This window comes from Cupriavidus sp. FW305-26 (assembly GCF_058787975.1).
Genome location: NZ_JBYTAH010000023.1, coordinates 1 through 18,850, shown reverse-complemented (window position 1 = coordinate 18,850; position 18,850 = coordinate 1). Strand labels below are relative to the sequence as shown.

General features: G+C 67.7%; 21 protein-coding genes. 12 read left to right on the top strand and 9 right to left on the bottom strand.

The features are described 5' to 3' along the window. Window positions 1–47: 47 nt before the first annotated feature. Both AC3WQZ_RS14825 and AC3WQZ_RS14820 read right to left on the bottom strand, forming a co-directional pair. Window positions 48–1,202, bottom strand: a complete 1,155-nt coding sequence (locus AC3WQZ_RS14825; RefSeq protein WP_492300795.1) for a glycerate kinase — start codon at window positions 1,200–1,202, stop codon at window positions 48–50. Window positions 1,203–1,233: 31 nt separating this feature from the next. Beyond that, window positions 1,234–2,190: a D-2-hydroxyacid dehydrogenase gene (locus AC3WQZ_RS14820; protein ID WP_492300793.1), complete on the bottom strand. Its 957-nt coding sequence runs from the start codon at window positions 2,188–2,190 to the stop codon at window positions 1,234–1,236. Between the two features lie 349 nt (window positions 2,191–2,539). Between AC3WQZ_RS14820 and AC3WQZ_RS14815 the strand changes: the two genes are divergently transcribed. Continuing rightward, a complete protein-coding gene (locus AC3WQZ_RS14815; RefSeq protein ID WP_010811641.1) occupies window positions 2,540–3,250 on the top strand; it encodes a DUF899 domain-containing protein in 711 nt (236 codons plus the stop codon). An 18-nt stretch (window positions 3,251–3,268) separates the two neighbouring features. On the opposite strand, the gene AC3WQZ_RS14810 is transcribed toward AC3WQZ_RS14815, so the two are convergent. Then, on the bottom strand, window positions 3,269–3,643 hold the full coding sequence (locus AC3WQZ_RS14810; protein ID WP_010811640.1) for a VOC family protein: 375 nt from the start codon (window positions 3,641–3,643) through the stop codon (window positions 3,269–3,271). 294 nt (window positions 3,644–3,937) lie between these two features. Here AC3WQZ_RS14810 and AC3WQZ_RS14805 point away from each other — a divergent pair, with 294 nt between their 5' ends. Further along, window positions 3,938–4,417 (top strand): SRPBCC domain-containing protein, encoded by a 480-nt coding sequence (locus AC3WQZ_RS14805; protein ID WP_011616698.1) that lies wholly within the window; start codon window positions 3,938–3,940, stop codon window positions 4,415–4,417. Between the two features lie 35 nt (window positions 4,418–4,452). Here the strand turns inward: AC3WQZ_RS14805 and AC3WQZ_RS14800 are convergent, their stop codons facing one another. Continuing rightward, window positions 4,453–5,352 (bottom strand): LysR family transcriptional regulator, encoded by a 900-nt coding sequence (locus AC3WQZ_RS14800; RefSeq protein ID WP_010811638.1) that lies wholly within the window; start codon window positions 5,350–5,352, stop codon window positions 4,453–4,455. A gap of 144 nt (window positions 5,353–5,496) precedes the next feature. Here AC3WQZ_RS14800 and AC3WQZ_RS14795 point away from each other — a divergent pair, with 144 nt between their 5' ends. Together AC3WQZ_RS14795 and AC3WQZ_RS14790 are read left to right on the top strand one after the other, a co-directional pair. Next, entirely contained in the window at window positions 5,497–6,534 is a 1,038-nt protein-coding gene (locus AC3WQZ_RS14795; protein ID WP_010811637.1) for a tripartite tricarboxylate transporter substrate binding protein, read from the top strand. Window positions 6,535–6,576: 42 nt separating this feature from the next. Further along, entirely contained in the window at window positions 6,577–7,752 is a 1,176-nt protein-coding gene (locus AC3WQZ_RS14790; RefSeq protein WP_454750677.1) for a M20 aminoacylase family protein, read from the top strand. A 73-nt stretch (window positions 7,753–7,825) separates the two neighbouring features. Here the strand turns inward: AC3WQZ_RS14790 and AC3WQZ_RS14785 are convergent, their stop codons facing one another. From AC3WQZ_RS14785 to AC3WQZ_RS14765, 5 genes are all read right to left on the bottom strand, one after another. Continuing rightward, window positions 7,826–8,062: a hypothetical protein gene (locus AC3WQZ_RS14785; RefSeq protein WP_492300792.1), complete on the bottom strand. Its 237-nt coding sequence runs from the start codon at window positions 8,060–8,062 to the stop codon at window positions 7,826–7,828. Between the two features lie 86 nt (window positions 8,063–8,148). Further along, entirely contained in the window at window positions 8,149–8,802 is a 654-nt protein-coding gene (locus tag AC3WQZ_RS14780) for a TetR family transcriptional regulator (protein WP_011616697.1), read from the bottom strand. Between the two features lie 13 nt (window positions 8,803–8,815). Continuing rightward, window positions 8,816–9,193, bottom strand: coding sequence for a nuclear transport factor 2 family protein (locus AC3WQZ_RS14775; protein WP_010811633.1), 378 nt, complete (start codon window positions 9,191–9,193; stop codon window positions 8,816–8,818). Between the two features lie 24 nt (window positions 9,194–9,217). After that, on the bottom strand, window positions 9,218–10,003 hold the full coding sequence (locus AC3WQZ_RS14770; RefSeq protein WP_492300791.1) for an SDR family NAD(P)-dependent oxidoreductase: 786 nt from the start codon (window positions 10,001–10,003) through the stop codon (window positions 9,218–9,220). A gap of 39 nt (window positions 10,004–10,042) precedes the next feature. After that, the gene (locus tag AC3WQZ_RS14765; RefSeq protein ID WP_011616696.1) at window positions 10,043–10,915 is read right to left on the bottom strand and encodes an alpha/beta fold hydrolase; all 873 of its coding nucleotides are present in this window, start codon (window positions 10,913–10,915) and stop codon (window positions 10,043–10,045) included. 126 nt (window positions 10,916–11,041) lie between these two features. On the opposite strand from AC3WQZ_RS14765, the gene AC3WQZ_RS14760 reads away from it, so the two are divergent. The 8 genes from AC3WQZ_RS14760 to AC3WQZ_RS14725 all read left to right on the top strand — a co-directional run bounded on the left by AC3WQZ_RS14760 (window position 11,042) and on the right by AC3WQZ_RS14725 (window position 18,838). Continuing rightward, entirely contained in the window at window positions 11,042–11,830 is a 789-nt protein-coding gene (locus AC3WQZ_RS14760) for an SDR family oxidoreductase (protein ID WP_010811630.1), read from the top strand. Between the two features lie 138 nt (window positions 11,831–11,968). After that, window positions 11,969–13,531 (top strand): DUF1302 domain-containing protein, encoded by a 1,563-nt coding sequence (locus AC3WQZ_RS14755; protein ID WP_011616694.1) that lies wholly within the window; start codon window positions 11,969–11,971, stop codon window positions 13,529–13,531. A gap of 69 nt (window positions 13,532–13,600) precedes the next feature. Continuing rightward, window positions 13,601–14,383: a 2-oxopent-4-enoate hydratase gene (gene dmpE, locus AC3WQZ_RS14750; protein ID WP_010811628.1), complete on the top strand. Its 783-nt coding sequence runs from the start codon at window positions 13,601–13,603 to the stop codon at window positions 14,381–14,383. Between the two features lie 45 nt (window positions 14,384–14,428). Beyond that, complete coding sequence (locus tag AC3WQZ_RS14745; RefSeq protein WP_011616692.1) at window positions 14,429–15,337, top strand: acetaldehyde dehydrogenase (acetylating); 909 nt, start codon at window positions 14,429–14,431, stop codon at window positions 15,335–15,337. A gap of 10 nt (window positions 15,338–15,347) precedes the next feature. Next, a complete protein-coding gene (dmpG, locus tag AC3WQZ_RS14740; RefSeq protein WP_010811626.1) occupies window positions 15,348–16,373 on the top strand; it encodes a 4-hydroxy-2-oxovalerate aldolase in 1,026 nt (341 codons plus the stop codon). 92 nt (window positions 16,374–16,465) lie between these two features. Next, window positions 16,466–17,458 (top strand): 5'/3'-nucleotidase SurE, encoded by a 993-nt coding sequence (gene surE / locus AC3WQZ_RS14735; RefSeq protein ID WP_010811625.1) that lies wholly within the window; start codon window positions 16,466–16,468, stop codon window positions 17,456–17,458. 11 nt (window positions 17,459–17,469) lie between these two features. Further along, window positions 17,470–18,132, top strand: a complete 663-nt coding sequence (locus AC3WQZ_RS14730; protein WP_010811624.1) for a carboxypeptidase-like regulatory domain-containing protein — start codon at window positions 17,470–17,472, stop codon at window positions 18,130–18,132. A gap of 295 nt (window positions 18,133–18,427) precedes the next feature. Next, window positions 18,428–18,838 carry a hypothetical protein gene (locus AC3WQZ_RS14725; protein ID WP_058697809.1) on the top strand — a complete coding sequence of 137 codons (411 nt, stop codon included), beginning with the start codon at window positions 18,428–18,430 and terminating at the stop codon, window positions 18,836–18,838. The last annotated feature ends 12 nt before the right edge of the window (window positions 18,839–18,850 follow it).

Below are 18,850 nucleotides of genomic sequence, written 5' to 3'. Positions count from 1 at the left end.
GTCGTCGATGCGTGGAAGGTCTCCCCGGGTGGGGAGACCCGTTTTTTCTATACGCCCAGGCGATTTTCCAGCCGGCTGGCGGCGACATACAGGCGCGCAAGCTGGCACGCAGCATCCTCAAGCAATGCCGCCGCATGCTCCATCGCAAAGCCGATTGATACCGGCCCCTGCTGAATCGAGATGCACCCGTCGAAGGCTTCGGCCAGTCCGGCATCGGGCTCGACGGCGCCTGAGAGCAGCGTCACCGGCACACCGGCCTGGCGCGCCATGCGCGCGATCATGGCAGGACCTTTTCCCATCATGGTCTGCGCATCGGACCGTCCCTCGCCGGTAATGACCCAGTCGAAGGCGCCGAGCCCTGCATCGAGGCCGGCAGCACCCAGCACAAAGGCCGCGCCGGGAACGATCTCGGCGCCGAGCAGGCGCAACGCAAAGCCGATGCCGCCGGCGGCGCCGCTGCCTTGCGCATCGGCAACCTCCAGCCCGACCACGGCGGCGCATCGCGTTGCAAACCGTTCCAGCCGGGCATCCGCAGCGGCCAGGTCTTGCACGCCCTTCTGCGGGCCGAAGACAAAGGTCGCGCCGTTTGGCCCGCAGAGCGGATTGTTGACGTCGGACAGGCCCAGCAGCCGGACCCGGCCAAGCTGCGCAGGCTGCTGATACGTTGCGGCGCAGATCGCGTCCAGCGTATCCAGGGTTGGCCACAATGCGTTGCCCTGCGCATCGGTAAAGCAAAAGCCGGTTTCCGCCAGCAGGCCGGCACCTGCGTCATTGGTGGAAGATCCGCCCAGCCCGATCGCGATGGTATCGACACTGCGCTCAGCGAGCGCGCGGATGACATGGCCGATGCCCCTGGTCGTGCGTTGCCCCGGCGCCAGCAGGGCGTGCGGAAGGCCGACGATTTCAGCCACCTCGACGATCGCGAGCTCGCCAAACTCCTGCGTGCGGCCGCGGAAGTACCGCACCGGCCTTGGCACGCCATTGGCATCGGTGGCAACCACCGCTTCCCACACGCCCGCACGCGTGGCCGCCAGGACTTCGGCGGTACCTTCGCCGCCATCGGCGATCGGTGCCACGGTGACATCCGCACCAGGCACCGCGCGCCGGATGCCGGCGCGGATGCGATCCGCCACCTCGGTCGCGCTGAGGCTGCCTTTGAACGAGTCAGGTGCAACCAGCACCTTGAGTCCTGCTGCTTTCATTGTCGGCACCATCCTTCGTCCGGCGGGCACGTCATGCGGCCACCACGTTCCTGGGCGCGCCTTGCGCGAAGGCACAGATATTGTCGATAAGCTGGTCGGCCAGGCCTTGCACGGCCTCGTCGCTGGCCCATGCAACGTGCGGGGTCAGGATGAAGTTCGGCACATCCTTCAACTGATGGAACGGGTGTTCCGCGCCGGGCGGCTCCTGCGTCGCAACGTCGAAGCCGGCTCCGGCCACCTTTCCGGATTGCAGCGCTTCCACCAGCGCCGCTTCATTGACCAGCCCGCCTCGGCCGGTGTTGATCAGCAACGGGCGCCGTTCCATCTTCGAGAACTCCGCGGTGTCGATCAGGTTGCGTGTCTGCGCCACCAGCGGGCAATGCAAGGTGATGATGTCGCTACGGCGCAGCACCTCGTCGAAAGGCGTGTAGAGCGGGCCCATGCCCTCGCGTCCCTTGTGGGCCGCAAACAGCGGCTGCATGCCCAGCGCACTCGCCATCCTGGCCACCGACTGGCCGAGCACGCCGTCGCCGATGATGCCAAGCACCGACCCGTGCAAGTCCTTGATCGGGTAGTCGAAGAAGCAGAAGGATCCGGATTCCTGCCAGCGGCCGCGCCGGACCGCATCGTGGTAGGCGGCCAGGCTTCGCCGCAGCGCGAAGATCAGGGCAAAGGTATGTTCCGGCACCGTATGGACGGCATAGTTGCGGATATTGGAGACGACGATGCCGCGGGCGGCACAGGCTTGCAGGTCGACAACATCGGTGCCGGTCGCCGCAATGGCGATGAGCTTCAGGTTCGGTGCCTGCTCAAGCTGGCGGGCATCCAGCTTCACCTTGTTGGTGATGACCACGTCCGCGGCGGCGATGCGCGCGGCGACGTCCTCGTCAGGCGTTTCCCCGTAGAGTTGGAGCTCATGCGGGAACGGCAGCGCTGGCAGCGTGACCTGCGGCGAGATGGTGGAACGGTCCAGGAATACGATCTTCATTGCCATGACATCCAGGTTGCGGGCCCCCCGCAGCGTGCCGATGTGAGGCACGGCTTGTCACACTGGCGCGTAGGGACGGGCTGCGGTCGAAGGGCGGCAGGCATCTGCCGCGTTATTGCGCCACAGACATGATGAGGGGAGGCAGGCCCAGCTGGAATCGCGGCTTTCTCCATCTTCCTTTCTCAAATGGAAAGGCAATGGCCACGTCACGGCAGCATCGGCCCTGCATGGCGTGGAACATTTCGGCCTGGGCTGACACGAACTACGTGAGGGGCCGCGGAAACGCCGACGCTGCGCGACGGCATCACATTCCCCGGCCATTCGCGGTAGCTATGGCAGGAGGACCCACATGAACACCACTGCAAAACTCATTCCCTCAACCGAGTTGGCGCAACAAAACCCCGTCCGGTTTCCCAATGAAAGCGCGGAGTACCGCAAGGCGCGCAATGCGCTGCTCGCGGAGGAGATCGAGCTGCGGCGCCACATTGAGCGCGTGGCCGAACAGCGCCGCGGCCTGCCCGCGGGCGGCGAGGTGACAAAGCGCTATACCTTCCAGGGCGAACGCGGTCCGGTCACGCTGGCCGAACTGTTCGGCGACAAGGACACCCTGGTCATCTACAGCTATATGTTCGGACCGCAGCGGGAGCAGCCTTGCCCGATGTGCACGTCGGTGATGGCGTCGTGGGATCACAAGGTCCCGGACATCGAGCAGCGCGTGGCGCTGGCGATGATCGCCCGCTCGCCCATCGATCGCCTGGTCGCCGCCAAGAAGGCGCGGGGCTGGACCAAGCTGAAGGTCTATGCGGACGTCGACGGCGATTTCACCCGCGACTATGTCAGCCCCGAAGATGCCGACGCTCCGGGCTACTCGGTGTTTACGCGCCGGGACGGCAAGATCCGCCATTTCTGGAGCAGCGAGATGTATGCCCTCTCGGTCGACCCGGGTCAGGACCCGCGCGGTGCGCCGGACCTGGATCCGCTGTGGACCCTGCTGGACACCACGCCGGAAGGCCGGGGGGCGGATTGGTATCCGAAGCTGGAATACCCCGAGGGGAAATAATCGTCCTCGATGGCAGGGTCAGGCCTCGGGTTGGTGGCAAACCACTTCGATGTTGTGCCCGTCCGGACCAATCACGAACGCCGCATAGTAGTTGGCGTGGTAGTGCGGGCGCAGGCCAGGCGCACCATTGTCTTTGCCACCCGCCTCCAGGGCCGCGCGATAGAAAGCTTCGACTTGCCGGCGATTCTCGGCCGTGAACGCCAGGTGAAGATGCGCCGGCTTCTCCTCGGTCTGGAACAGGCACAACGAAGCCTTACCCTTTGGGCAAAGCTCGACACCGTACGCCGGCGGCCCCTCCGAGGCAACCGCTACGCCGAGCGGTTCGAGTGCCTTGAGGAAGAACGCCTTGCTCGCTGCATAGTCGCTGACTCCGAATTTGACGTGGTCAAACATGGGTTCTCCTGAAGTGTGTGGGCCCTGCGCGCAGCCCGACCCCAGAGTTTGACGATGAACCAAAAAAAATGCCAGCCATCCCGGATGGCCGGCACCAAGCTCACAGCAGTTGGAGACTGAGACCCCGCCGCGCGTCGCCGCCGCCGGACCGCGCGCGCTCGGGGCAAGCCTCAATCTGCCTGACCTCGACAACATCGCCTTCGTCCACCCGGACTCGTCCGTTCGGGGTATGCGAACCGAAGTCACACGGCTCTAGTGTGTCCCTTCCCGATGACTTTCATGAAGGAGGGGCCGATGGCCAAAGCAGAGAATCTCGTGACGTCGATCCAGGTGGAGATCGACGCACCGGTAGCGCTGGTGTGGGAAGTGCTGACCGACTTTGCGCGCTACGCGGAATGGAATACGTTCTGCCCGGAGCTGGAGACCACCGGCCGGCTCGGCGACATGGTGTACATGCAGGTGCGCATCCCCGGCACCGACCAGGTCATCCCGGTCAACGAGTACCTGGTGGCGTGGGAGCCGGAACGCCTGCTCTCGTGGGAGCAGCGCCCCACCGACGAGAACAAGGATGCAGCCCGGCGCGACCAGTACCTGGAAGCCGTCGGGCCCGGGCGCACCCGCTACTTCACCACTGACCTGTTCCTGGGGCTGAACGCGGAGACCATCATGCGCGAGCACGGTGCCTGGGTGAAGCAGGGCTTCGACCAGGTGGCACGGGACGTCAAGGCGCGCGCGGAAGCGCTGAATGCGCAACGGCAGGCTGGCCTGCGCTGAGCAGTCATTGCCTGTACGCGCGGGCGGGAGCGCCGCTACTCCCGCATCCTCTCCGCCATGAATGCCCGCAGCATCTCCATTGCGGGCGTCTCGGTCCGTCCCTGCAAGGTGATCAGCGCGAACTGCGCGCTGGTATGCAAGGGCGGCGTCAATGCCAGCTCCACCAGTTCCCCGCTTGCCATGGGCTCGCGCGCGGCGGCGATGATGCCGAGGAACACCGCATCGGTGATGCGGGCGGCTTCCACCAGGCTGGAGATCTCCTCGCAGCGCAGCGTGACCATCTGGTCGGGATGCGCGCGTGGCCCGAAGTGGGCGATCAGGATGCGCGCCACCTCGTCCGACAGGGGGCTGGAAGCGATCGGATAGGCCAGCAGATCGTCGAAGCTCACGCGGCGCAGCTTGCACAACGGATGGCCGCTGCGGCACATGAAGCCGGCGCGCAGGTCCGGCAGCCGCTCCACGCGCAGGTCGGGGCCCGGCACTAGCGAGCGCAGATCGATGACCACGCCGTCAAGCGCGCGGGCGCGTAGCTGCTGAAGCTGCAGATTGGTCGCGCCGCGCGAAATGGTCAGCCTGACCCTGGGATGGTGCCTGGCCATATGCACCAGCAGCGGCGTCATCAGCATGGCGCCCGGCCCGGATCCCAGGCCGATGCGCAGCGTGCCCGCCTGGCCGGCCTGCAACGCCAGCGCGCTCTGCCTGAGCTCGCCAGCCTCGAAGACGATGCGCCGTGCCCTTTCCAGCGCCAGCTGCCCGAACGGCGTCAGTTCGTTGCGCTTGCCGATGCGGTCTACCAGTGGCATGCCCAGCTCCGCTTCCAGGGCCTGGATGCTGCGGCTGAGTGCCGGCTGCGTCAGATGCAGCCGCGCGGCGGCCTGGCTGAACGAGCCGGTCTCCGCCAGCGCGATCAGGTGCTTGAGCTGAATCAGGTTCATCGCCGTCCTCGCATGCAATCTTGTAATGATAATGAGAAAAATGATGCATTGGACATCAGGTTGCCGCCTTCCTAACATGGCTGCCAGCCGTGCGTCCCGCCGGGGCAACAAGACAGACGCGGCATCCATGATCAGGAGACGACGATGACCCTCACACAATGCCTGCGCCGCCCGCTGACGAGGCTGACTGGCGGCCTGCTTGCCGCCGTGCTGGCCAGCCCGATCTGCGCCGGCGCGGCCGGCGCGACCGCAGCCGCGGGGGCGACCGGGGCGTCCTATCCCGCCAAGCCGATCGCACTGATGGTGCCCTATCCCGCCGGCGGCGCCTCCGACGCCATCGCCCGCGTGCTGAGCCAGCCCGTCGGCAAGCAGCTCGGCCAGACCGTGCTGGTGGAGAACCTGGGCGGCGTCAGCGGCGCCATCGCCGCGCAGAAGGTGCTGTCGGCGCCGGGCGACGGCTACTACCTGTTCCAGGGCTCTCCCAACGAAGTGATCCTGTCTCCGCTGGCCAATGCCGCGGTCAAGCTGCAGGCGGAGGACTTCCAGCTGGTGCAGCCGATTTCCACCGCGGTGCTGGCACTGATCGCACGCAAGGACCTGGAAGCCAACTCCGCGGACGAACTGATCGCCCTGGCGCGCAGCCGCAAGGACAAGCCGCTGTCTTACGGCAGCGTGGGAGTGGGCTCGCTGTACCACATCCTGGTCGAGCACATGCAGCAACTCACCGGCACCAGGATGACCCACGTCCCTTACAAGGGCGCGGCGCCGCTGGTACAGGACCTCGGCGGCGGCCAGCTCGACTTCGCCATCGTGCCGTTCAACGCCGCGCTCGGCGCGATGGCCCAGCAGGGACGGCTGAAACTGCTCGCCACCGCGGGCGCCACCCGGGCGCCGCTGTTGCCCAATGTGCCCACCATCGGCGAAGGCAAGCTGCTGAAGAACTTCGCCTTCACGATCTGGACCGGCTTCATGGTGAAGAAGGGAACCCCGCCCGAGGTGGTGCAGCGCCTGAACCTTGCGCTCGGCAATGTCCTCAAGGATCCCGCCGTGCGCGCCGGGCTGGAAGCCCAGATGCAGACCGTGGCCACGCCGATGACGCTGCAGGAGGCGGCCCGCTTCTACGAAGGCGAGACGGCGCGCTACCGCGGCCTGGCCAAGGCCATCGGGCTGCAGCCGCAATGACGCAACGCCAATGCCATCGCATATAGAGAGGAGAGAAATCCCATGCACGCCATCCTGGAATCGCTGCGCTCCCGCGCGGACAAGTTCGTTGCGCTGCGCCGCGACATTCACCAGCATCCGGAACTTGGCTTCCAGGAGCACCGCACCAGCGACGCCGTGGCCGAGCGCCTCGCCCAATGGGGCTACGACGTGGAGCGCGGGCTGGGCGGCACCGGCGTGGTGGGCAGGCTGCGGCGCGGCAGCGGCACGCGCCGGCTCGGCCTGCGCGCCGACATGGACGCCCTGCCGATCGGCGAGGCGACCGGCCTGCCCTACTCCAGCAGCCATGCCGGCGTCATGCATGCCTGCGGGCACGATGGGCACACCGCCATGCTGCTTTGCGCCGCGGAATACCTGGCGCAGGAAGCGCAGTTCTCCGGCACGCTAAACCTGATTTTCCAGCCGGCCGAGGAAGGCATGGGCGGCGCCGTGCGCATGATCCAGGACGGGCTGTTCGAGAAGTATCCCTGCGACGCCGTCTTCGCCATGCACAATATGCCTGGCATCACGCAGGGACGGCTGGTGCTGCGCGACGGTCCCACCATGGCTTCGTCGGACTACGTCACCGTCACGGTCAGAGGCGTGGGCGGCCACGGCGCGCTGCCGCACCGGGCAGCCGATCCGCTGGTGGCCGCCGCCGGCATCGTGCTGGCCCTGCAGACCGTGGTCTCGCGCAACGTCGACCCGCTGCAGATGGCGGTGGTGACGGTCGGCGCCATGCATGCCGGCAAGGCCAACAACGTGATCCCGCAGGAAGCCACGCTGGAAATCAGCGTGCGGGCGCTCGACCGCGACGTGCGTGCCACCCTGGAGCGGCGCATCAAGGCGCTGGTGCAGGCCCAGGCGGAAAGCTACGGCGTGCGCGCCGAGATCGATTACCGGCAAGGCTATGCGGTGCTCGTCAACACTCCGGAAGAGACGGAATTCGCGCGCCAGACGGCGCTCGCCTTGCTTGGGCCGGACAAGGTCGTGCCGCAAGGCCCGGCGCTGCCCGGCAGCGAGGACTTCGCCTTCATGCTGGAGCGCTGCCCCGGCAGCTATCTGCTGATCGGCAACGGCGATGGAGACAGCGCAGGCGCCTGCATGGTGCACAACCCCGGCTACGACTTCAACGACGACAACGTCACCATCGGCGCGGCCTATTGGGCGCTGCTGACGCAGCGCTTCCTGATCGACTGAGGTTGCAGATCGCTGTTTCGGCTATTAGGGACTGGCCCGTCGATCGACCTGCATAGGCAGGTCGATCGACGGGTCAATGCGGAGGTCTCTGGCTTAGCACCACCAACGCCGCGGTGCCGCGGCTGCGCACGCAGGCGTCGTTGCAGTGGTCTTGCGCCGCGTCGGCGGAGGCCACGCTGACAGCGAGCATCTCGTCCTGGCTGCCATGCGCGGTGGCAAGGTCGCCGCCCACGGCAATCGCCCAGGCCGCGCCCATCGCGGCGCCGGCCCCGGCCAGGCCCGCCGCCCAACGAAATCCGAGCCGCTTCATGCTGTCTCCTCCGCACCCTTACTGGGTTTCCATGCTTTTGAAAGCATCGTAGTCAGCGCCGGCCCGAAACGCTTCGTCCGAGCAGACTAAGGGGTATCCCGCAGCAGCGCCGGATCGAAAGTGGCGTCGGGTCGACAGGAAGGGATGGTGGACAGGGCCGGATGCGGCGGCACGTCGGGCCCTTGATACAGCCGGGCCAGCGCTGCGGCACAGCCGGACAGGCCAGACGGCGCGAGATGCATGGCGTGCGCGCTCAGCAGGCCCCACAGGTGCGCCACCAGCAGGCCGGCCATGCCTGGGGCCGGCAGCAGGCCGGCGAAGGTTGCGCGCAGGGTCTCGACGCCCGCCAGCACGCGGGCGCGCAGCGGGCAAAGCTCGCAGTCGTCGCCGCACTTGTGCTGCAGCAGGGCGGCCAGCAGGCTGACATGGCGCGCCAGGTCATCGCCATCGAGCAAGGCGGCCAGCGCCTGCTCCAGCGTGCCTGGCCCGTTGGCGGCGCGGCCTTGCGCCAGCGGCGCGAGGCGGGCGGCGAAGTCGGCTTCGGCGCACGACAGCAGCGCGCCGAGCAACTCGGCGCGGGAACGGAAATGCCCGTAGACGGCCCCGCGCGTCATGCCGATGGCGCGGGCCACATCGTCCACGGTGACGCAATGCAGGCCGCGGTGCCGGATCAGTTGCAGCGCGCTGGCCAGGATGCGCGTCCGCGTGACGGCGGCATCTTCGCGGGTGTGGCGGGCCATGGGCGCGGCGGGCCTACAGGAAATGCACGTCGTCCGGCCCCCAGTGGGCGCGCATGCTGCGGATGCGGCCATCTGCGCCGAACGTCATGATGTCGGTCACGTCGATGCGGGCCGGCCGCCCTTCCAGGCGGGCATGCACGGCAAAGGTCAGCGCGGCGGCGTCGCCGTGCGAGCCGCGCGGCGGCGCCACCACCTCCAGGCGCGCGCCCAGTGCGGTGGTGTGCTGGTAGAAGGCCAGGATGGCCGGCTTGCCGGCGATCGGCTGCGCGCCGACCGGGTCTTCGACGGTGGCATCGTCGGCGTAGAGCGCGGCAACGCCCTGCGCGTCACCGGCATTGAAACGATCGACATAGGCGAGCAGCGTGGCTTTCATCGCGGCGCTATCGGGCATGGGGATTCTCCTTGTCTGGTGGTTCTAGCGTGCGGTGTAGCCGCCGTCGATCACCAGCTCGGCGCCGGTGACGTAGCGCCCGGCGTCGGACACGAGGTACAGGATGCCCGCGGCGATGTCGCGGGGCTGGCCCACCTTGCCCGCGGGGGTCTGTCCACCCAGGTAGTCAAACAGCGCCTCGCCCTGCCCCGAGGCCTGGGCCACGTGTTCGAGCATCGGCGTGCGGATATAGCCGGGATGGATCGAGTTGGCGCGAATCCCCTTGCCGGCATAGAGCATGGCATCGGTCTTGGCCATCATCCGCACCGCGGCCTTGGATGCGTGATAAGGCGGCACGTCCGGCCCGCCGGCGATGCCGTACATCGACGACACGTTGACAATGGCGCCGCCGCCGGCGCGCTCCATGTGACCGATGGCGTGCTTGGTGCACAGGAAGGTGCCGGTCACGTTCACGGTCATGACCTGCTGCCATTGCTCCAGCGCGAGCTCATGGGTCGGCGCATTGGGCCCTTCGATGCCGGCGTTGTTCACCAGGATGCCGAGGCCGCCGAAGCGCGCCGCGATCTCCGCGAACACGCGCTTCACGTCGCTTTCGCTGGTGACGTCGAGCTTCCAGAACTCGGCCTCGCCGCCTTCGGCGCATATCGCTTCCGCGGTGGCCTTGCCGTCGGCTTCCAGCACGTCTAGTACCGCGACCTTCGCGCCGGCCGCCGCCAGCACGCGGGCGGTTTCCGCGCCGATGCCGCGCGCGGCACCGGTGATGGCGGCAACCTTGCCGCGCAGGTCGAACAGGCTATACGGGTATTCCATGATGTCTCCTGGGTCTTCTTGTGTGGACGTGCGAGCCAATTATGCCGCCCCGCCCTGGGCGGTATCCGCCAGGAAGCCGATACATTCACGGTTGAAATATGCGGCGTGCTCGACCATCACCCAGTGGCCGCAGCGGTTGATCATGACGAAGCGCGCGTCGGCGCAGCCGGCCAGGAATCTGGTGGCGCCCGAGGCGGGATTGAACTGGTCTTCCGTGCCCCAGAAGCCAAGCACCGGGCAGCGGATCTCGCCCAGCCGCTCGGTCAGGTTGGGCACCTTCATGGTGGCCAGCACCTCGCGCGGCTGCTCGCGGCACACCGCCATGCGCTCATCGACCAGCGCGTCGGTGACCAGGCTGGCGTCGTGCACCAGCAGTTGCAGCAGCTGCCGCATGGTGTCCGGGTTCATGTGGCCGCCGGTAAACAGCGACACCATGCGCTGGATGCCCTCCATCTGGAAATAAGTTTCCCGTTCTTCCACGCCGCCGGGCGCCATCATCACCAGGCGGCTGACATGCTCCGGGAAATCCAGCGCGTACTTCAGCGCGATGGCGCCGCCAAGCGAATTGCCCACCAGCACGCAGCGCGGCAGCTCCAGTGCCAGCAACTGCTCACGCAGCGCGGCGACAAAGAAGTCCAGGGTGTACTCGACATCGTCCGGCTTGGACGACAGGCCATACCCGGGCAGGTCCACCACCACGGTGCGAAGGCCCGCCTCGGCGAAGGCCGGCGCGTTGTGGCGGAAGTTGCTGTGCCCGCTCGCGCCCGGCCCGCTGCCGTGGATAAAGACCACCGGCTCGCCGCTGCCGGAGTCCAGGCAGTGCAGGCGCAGGCCCGTTGACGTGATGACGAAGCGCCCGACCGGCAGGTTCGGGTGTGGGGACAAAGGCGTGTGCTGTGACGTAGCGGACATGAGGGCGTCTCCCGTGGTTTGCCCAGCATATTGCGCAGCGCTGCCCGCGCGGGCATCGTTCATTCGGACTACGATCCGGACGGCCACTTCTCCTACGATGGGCGCTCCATGCATCAAGGGGGACCCATGACAGGATTCGACTACACCGGCCAGACCGTGCTGGTCACGGGCGGCATGCGCGGCATCGGCCGCGCCATCAGCGAGGCCTTCCTGCGCGCCGGCGCGCAGGTCTTCGTATGCGGCCGCACCGCGCCCGCCGACGACAGCGAACTGCCGGCCGCGGATGGCCGCAGCGCCCGCTTCATCCCGGCGGACATCCGCGACATCGAACAGGTCGATGCCATGCTGGCGCAGATCGCGCACGCCAGCCCGACGCTCGACGTGGTCATCCACAACGCCGGCGGCTCGCCGTTCGCGCTGGTTGCGCAGGCCTCGCCACGGCTGCTGGAATCGGTGATCCGGCTCAATCTGGTGGCGCCGCTGCAGCTCGCGCAGCGCACCAATGCACGCATGCAGCAACAGGCTGGCGGCGGCACCCAGCTGTTCGTCGGCAGCGTCAGCGCGCTGCGCCCTTCGCCCGGCACGGCGGCCTATGGCGCCGCCAAGGCCGGCATCCTCAATGCGGTGCGCACGCTCGCGGTGGAATGGGCGCCCAAGGTGCGCGTTGCCGCGGTCAGCCCGGGCGTGGTGCTGACCGAGACCTCGCAGCAGCAGCACTACGGTGACCCCGAGGCGTTGCGCACCATGGCCGCGACGGTGCCGCTGGGCCGGCTCGCGCATCCGGACGACATCGCCGGCGCGTGCCTGTTCCTGGCATCGCCGCAGGCGTCGTACGTATCTGGCGCCAATCTCGTGATCGATGGCGGCGGCGAGCGCCCGGCCTTTCTCGACGCCGCTTCGGTCAATCGCGGCTGAGCGGCCCGCCTGTAGGGAAACCGCCTAGTCCGTTCTGCCGATTTGTGCATGGCTGCCCCTCTCTACGCTTGCGACCAGGCGAGCGCCATTCGAAGTGCCAGGCAACGAACCAACACCGACACCACGGGGGAGACCACCATGCACCATCCACAACTCGGCCCACTGAAACGCCGCAACCGGCTGCGGCCAATCGCTGCCGCGGCGGCACTGGCCGCGCTGCTTGCAACGCCAGCGAGGGCGGGCGACACCATCGACCTTGGCCACGACACCACGCTCGACTACAGCGTCACCGCCTCCTACGGCGCGGCGGTGCGCACCGGCCACCAGAGCAACACACTGCTGAGCCCCGCCAATATCAACGGCGACGATGGCAACCGCAACTTCAAGCGCGGCGACCTGATCGCCAACCGCGTCTCGCTGCTGGGCGAAGCGCATCTCAAGCACGACGTCTTCGGCGCGCTGGTGCGCGGCAGCGTGTTCCAGGACTGGGCCTACAGCGGCACCAACTCGAACAATGCGCCGTTCACGGTCAACCACAGCGGTCCGTTCAACCAGTTCACCAACTCGGCGCAGGACTATCACGAGCACCGCGCGCAACTGCTCGATGCCTATGTCTATGGCGCGGCGCCGATCGGCAGCACGCAGCTGAGCTTCAAGCTGGGCAACCAGGTGGTCGCCTGGGGCGAGAGCCTGTTCTTCGCCAATATCGCCGGCGCGCAAGGGCCTGCCGATGCCACCAAGGCCTTCGTGCCGGGCGCCGAGGTCAAGGACATCCTGCTGCCGGTGCCGCAGGCGTCGCTGCAGCTGCAGGTCACGCCGGCATTCAGCGTGATGGGCTATTACCAGTTCACCTACAAGCCGAACCAGATCTTCGCACCGGGCAGCTATTTCAGCTCCACCGACGTGGTCGGCCCGGGCGCGGAGTTCATCATCGGGCCCGGTTTCAACATCCCGCGCGGCCCGGATATCCGCCCCTCGGACTGGGGGCAATGGGGCGTGGGCGCGCGCTTCCGCGTATTTGACAGCACCGAGATCGGGCTGTACCAGCTGCGCTATCACGACAAGAACCCGAGCGTGGTCACCTCGCTCTTTCCCACGCTGCAATACCAGCAGAAGTTCTACGGCGGCATCAACCTGACCGGCGCCAGCTTCTCCACGCAGATGCTGGGCGCCAACGTCGCCGGTGAAGTCAGCTACAAGGACGGCGTGCCGATGCTGGTGGACGTGGCCGGCTCGCCCACCGCGACGCGCGGCAAGGCGCTGCAGGGCCAGCTCTCCGCGATCTACTCGGTGGGCCCGACCTTCCTGGCCGACTCGCAGACGCTGCTGGGCGAAGTGGCCTACCTGCACGTGCTCGACGTGGACCCGGTGATGGGCTTCAGCAAGCTGTCGAACACCCGCAACTCGGCGGCGTTCCAGGTGGGCTGGTCGCTGAACTACAACAATGTGTTCGATGGCTGGGACATGAGTGTGCCACTCACCTACGCTCAGCAGTTCAGCGGCCAGTCGGCGGTGGCCGGCGCCTTCGGCACGCTGTTGGGCTATGGCGACAAGCGCGCCAGCGTGGGGCTGACCTTCAAGTACCTGAACAACCTGGAGCTCAACCTGACCTACGCCGCTTTCATCGGCGGGGCCAACATCGCCAACCGTCCGCTGGCTGACCGCGACTACGTGGCCTTCAACGCCAAGTACTCGTTCTGACCTTTTGTCCTGACCCGAACTGCCGCGGCGCGCTGCCGCCGCGGCAGTGCGGCCCGACCCTCCCCTGCCATGAACGCCGACCTGATCACCACGCTCAGCAATGAACTCCACCATGCGCTGGTCACGCGCTCGCCGGTGCCGCCGCTCAGCGGCCGCGGACTGGGGCTCGACGTCCACGCTGCCTATCGCATCCAGCAAGGCTTTATCGCCCACCGGCTGGCGGCCGGCGACCGCGTCACCGGCAAGAAGATCGGCGTGACCAGCGCGGCCGTGCAGCAGATGCTGGATGTGCACCAGCCGGACTTCGGCATCCTGCTGCAGAGCATGCAGTACGCCGCCGGGCAGCCCATCCCCACCGAAACCCTGATCCAGCCGCGCGCCGAGGGCGAGATTGCCTTCTTCCTGCGGCGCGACCTGCGCGGCCCGGGCGTGACGCGCGCCGATGTGCTCGACGCCACCGAAACGGTGGCGGCCTGCTTCGAGATCGTTGACTCGCGCATCCGGGACTGGCGCATCCGCATCGAGGATACCGTCGCCGACAACGCCTCTTGCGGCGTCTATGTGCTCGGCGAGGAACGCGTCAGCCCGCACGCGCTGGACCTGGGCGCATGCGCGATGACGCTCGAGAAGAACGGCAAGTGCGTCGCCACCGGGCTTGGCAGCGCCGCGCTGGGGCATCCCGCCGACGCGGTGGCGTGGCTGGCCAACACCCTGGGCAGCTTCGGCATTCCGCTGCTGGCCGGCGAGACCATCCTGTCGGGTTCGCTGGCGGCGCTGATTCCGGTGCAGGCGGGCGACCGGCTGTCCATGCATATCACCGGCATCGGCGGCTGCAGCGCCGTGTTCCGCTGACTTACACGACTTTCCTGACTTCCTGACTTTGCCAAGCGAGACCCCATGAACAAGATCCGATGTGCCCTGATCGGGCCCGGCAATATCGGCACCGACCTGCTTTACAAGCTGCGCCGCAGCGACATCCTGGAACCGGTCTGGATGGTCGGCGTGGAGCCGTCCTCCGAAGGCCTGGCGCGCGCGCGCGAGCTGGGACTGAAGACCACCAGCGACGGCATCGACGGCTTGCTGCCGCACCTGGAGGCCGACGATATCCGCATCGCCTTCGATGCCACCTCGGCCTACGTCCACGCCGAGCACTCGGCCAGGCTGACCGCGCGCGGCGTGCGCGTGATCGACCTGACGCCGGCGGCGATCGGGCCGTTCTGCGTGCCGCCGGTCAACCTGGACGCGCATATCGGCAGCAACGAGATGAACGTCAACATGGTCACGTGCGGCGGCCAGGCCACCATCCCCATGGTGTATGCGGTCTCGCGCGTGCAGCCGGTGGCCTATGGCGAGATCGTGGCAACGGTGTCGTCGCGCTCGGTCGGGCCCGGCACGCGCCGCAATATCGACGAGTTCACGCGCACCACGGCGGGCGCGATCGAAGCCGTGGGCGGCGCGCGCCAGGGCAAGGCCATCATCGTGATCAACCCGGCCGAGCCGCCGCTGATCATGCGCGACACCATCCACTGCCTGACCGACGATGCGCCCGACGTTGCCGCGATTACCGCCTCGGTGCACGACATGATTGCCGAAGTGCGCAAGTACGTGCCCGGCTACACGCTGAAGAACGGCCCGGTGTTCGACGGCAAGCGCGTGTCGATCTTCCTGGAGGTCGAGGGCCTGGGCGACTACCTGCCCAAGTATGCCGGCAACCTGGACATCATGACCGCCTCGGCCGCCCGCACCGCCGAGTGCATTGCCGCCGCCATGCGCGCCGGCAGCGCGCAAGAATCCGCCAACGCCTGAGGAGCCAGCCATGGTCCAACACATCACCCTGCACGACATGACCCTGCGCGACGGCATGCACCCGAAGCGCCACCAGATCTCGCTGGAACAGATGAAAGACATTGCCCGCGGGCTGGACGCCGCCGGCGTGCCGCTGATCGAGGTCACCCACGGCGATGGCCTGGGCGGCGCCTCGGTCAACTACGGCTTCCCCGCGCACAGCGACGAGGAATACCTGCGCGCGGTGCTGGGCGAACTGAAGCAGGCGCGCGTCTCCGCGCTGCTGCTGCCCGGCATCGGCACCGTCGACCACCTGCGCATGGCGCATGAGATTGGCGTGCATACCATCCGCGTCGCCACCCACTGCACCGAGGCCGATGTCTCGGAGCAGCATATCGGTATGGCGCGCAAGCTGGGCATGGATACCGTGGGCTTCCTGATGATGGCGCACATGGCACCGGTGCAGACGCTGGTGCAGCAGGCGCTGCTGATGGAAAGCTATGGTGCCAACTGCCTGTATATCACCGACTCGGCCGGGCACATGCTGCCGCACGACGTCACCGAGAAGCTGGGCGCCGTGCGGCAGGCGCTGCGCCCCGAGACCGAGCTGGGCTTCCACGGCCACCACAACCTTGCCATGGGCGTGGCCAATTCGCTCGCCGCGATCGCCTGCGGCGCCAGCCGCATCGACGCCGCCGCGGCGGGACTGGGCGCCGGTGCCGGCAATACGCCGATGGAAGTGCTGGTGGCCGTGTGCGAGCGCATGGGCATCGAGACCGGCGTCGACGTCTACCGCATCGCCGACGTGGCCGAAGACCTGGTGGTGCCGATCATGGACCACCCCATCCGCATCGACCGCGACGCGCTCACGCTGGGCTATGCCGGCGTGTACTCGTCCTTCCTGCTGTTCGCCAAGCGCGCCGAGGCCAAGTACCGCATCCCCGCGCGCGAGATCCTGGTCGAGCTCGGCCGGCAGCGGCTGGTGGGCGGGCAGGAGGACATGATCGAGGATACGGCGATCACGCTGGCGCGCGAACGGGGCCTGCTGGTGCCGTGACGCTGTCGCCCCGGTTTCGATCAAGCCTGGCGGCGCCGCTGCGCGGCCGGGCATGGCTTTCATCAGGCACCAGAGAATGGAGACAGGTTCCCATGCTTCGACTTCCCACCCGCCTGCGGCTCGCTAGCCTCGGTATCGCGGCCGCGGCACTCGCCGCCGCGGCCAGCCCCGCGCACGCGCTCAATATCCTGCTGACCAATGACGACGGCTGCGCCGCACCTGGCATCACCGCGGTCCGCAAGGCCCTGCAGGACGCCGGCCACCGCGTCATCACGGTCGGGCCGGCCACCAACCAGAGCGGCTCGGGCGCTGCCTATGCCGTGCCCGACGGGCGCACCCGGCTGGTAGTGGATCCGCTCGCCGGCAGCGCCGACACCTTCTGCGTGCACCGGGTCAAGGCCACCTTCGTCGCAGGCGGCGCGCTCAATGCCACCAACCCGGAATACCTGGGCAGCGGCTCGCCGGTGGACGCCACCGCCATGGGCCTGAAGATCGTCGGGCCGGAAAGCAGCTTCACGCCGGACCTGGTCGTCTCCGGGGCCAATTTCGGCGAGAACCTGTCGGACTCCATCCCGCACTCGGGCACGGTGATGAACGTGCTGTTCGCCGCGCGCCGCGGCGTGCCCGGCATCGCGCTGAGCGTTGGCGTGGACTTTGCCGAGGCACGCACCGGCTTCGGCAGCACCGTGGCCGCGTTCCCCAGGGCCGGGGCCTTCCTGGCCCGCGTGATTGCCAGCCTGGAAGCCACGCGCGCAGCCGGCCAGCCATTGCTGCCGGTGGCCCACCCGCTGAGCATCAACTACCCGATCGCTGCCGGCGGGACTCCTGCCGGCGTGCGCCTGACCACGCCTGGCACGGTGGATTCCTTTACCACCGCCTACAAGCGCAATGCCGACAACACGGTATCGATCGACGTGGGCGCGCCGGAGACCGAAGCGGCAGCGCTGGCGCGGATCGCGGAGACGCCGGCCTTCCTGGCCAAGTTCATCACGATCTCGGCGCTTGACGTCGACTTCCGCCCGACGCCGCTGGCGCGCGGCCTGTTCAACCGCTCGCGCCGCGAGCTGGCCACCCTGGCACCTTAGGCGGAGCAACCATGGGCAAGGACCTTAGATCCTGGCGCCACCTCGTGCTCGCATGCGGGGTCGCGGCGGTCGCAGCATGCGGGGATGACCATGCGCCGGAAGTGAGCGGCACGGCTGCCGTCGGCGCCGCGCTGGCAGGCGCCACCGTGCAGTTGCGCGATGCGCAAGGACAAGTGCACAACACAACCACCGATGCAAAGGGCGCATTCCGCCTGGCCGCAGTGCCGGGCGGCGCGCTGATGGTGCGCTGCGAGGGCGGGCTCGCGCAGGGCGAGCCGAACCGCCTGCGGCTGCATGGCCTGGTGCTGGGCGCGCGCACCGTGAACTGCTCGCCGCTGACCGAGCTGGCCTTGTGGAAGCTGCTGAGCGGGCCGCCGGATCAGGCGTTCGACAGTTTCGGGCAGGGGCGCGCCAGGGACCTGTCCGCCGACGCCATGGCCGAAGCGGAGGCCGCGGTGCTGGCTGCGCTGGCGGCAGGTGCCGGCGTCGATATCGACCCCGCTGCCTTACCCCGGCGCTGGCATGACACGCCGCTGGAGGCAGGCAATGCCAGCGATCCCCATGACGCCGCGCTGGATGCGCTGCGCGACGCGATTGCCGACCAGGCTTCCATGGACTTCATGGGCGAGATGGTGGTGCGCGGCGTGTGCGTGGCCGACGGAACCTGCGGGTGAGGCGGCTGCCGCTGCGGCGCGAACAGGTGGCCTGAAGCGGCCGGTGTGTTAGCCGCAAACGCCGCCCCCTGGCAAGGGGGGCGGCGTCTCTGTTTTCTTATATCACCCCTGAATCTTTCTTAAAACCCGGCGAAAATGTGGCGCGCCCGGTGTAGCCCAGGTGGTGAAGCAAGCGCACGAAGGCTGAGGCATTCGGTTCATTGAAGACATGGCTATCAAACTAGCCCGCGAAGCGCCGTAATCGCTAGAATGCGCGTTAATGCGCAGTGCGCGTTGGCCTGATCCCGGAGCCGGTATGGAACCCCTCTCTTTTGAATTCGTCACCGTTGAGGAAGCAAAGAAGGTACTGGACGGCGCGCCGCCAGTGCAAACCGAGCCTGACTGGACCGGCGTGCGGCGCCCGCCGTCGCCGAAAGATACGTTGCTGTCAGACGTCGCCATGCGGTGGCTGGCATCGCTGCCGGCCGAGGCGCGCCCCGTTGAGCTGTGCCGCCGCTATGCGCGCATCGGCAACCACCTGGCTGCGCTTTCTGCCAACCCGGCGGCTCTGCGTGCTTTCCTGGTTGAGCTGCTGATAGACAAGCGGGGTGGGCGGCAGGGGTTTCCGGATGGCATTGCGCTGGAACTGTCGCGGTTGCATGAATACATGGTGCAACAATTGCCCGGGTCCGGCGGCGGGCAGGGGTGGCCTGAGTTGGGGGATTGAACTGCGTTGGGG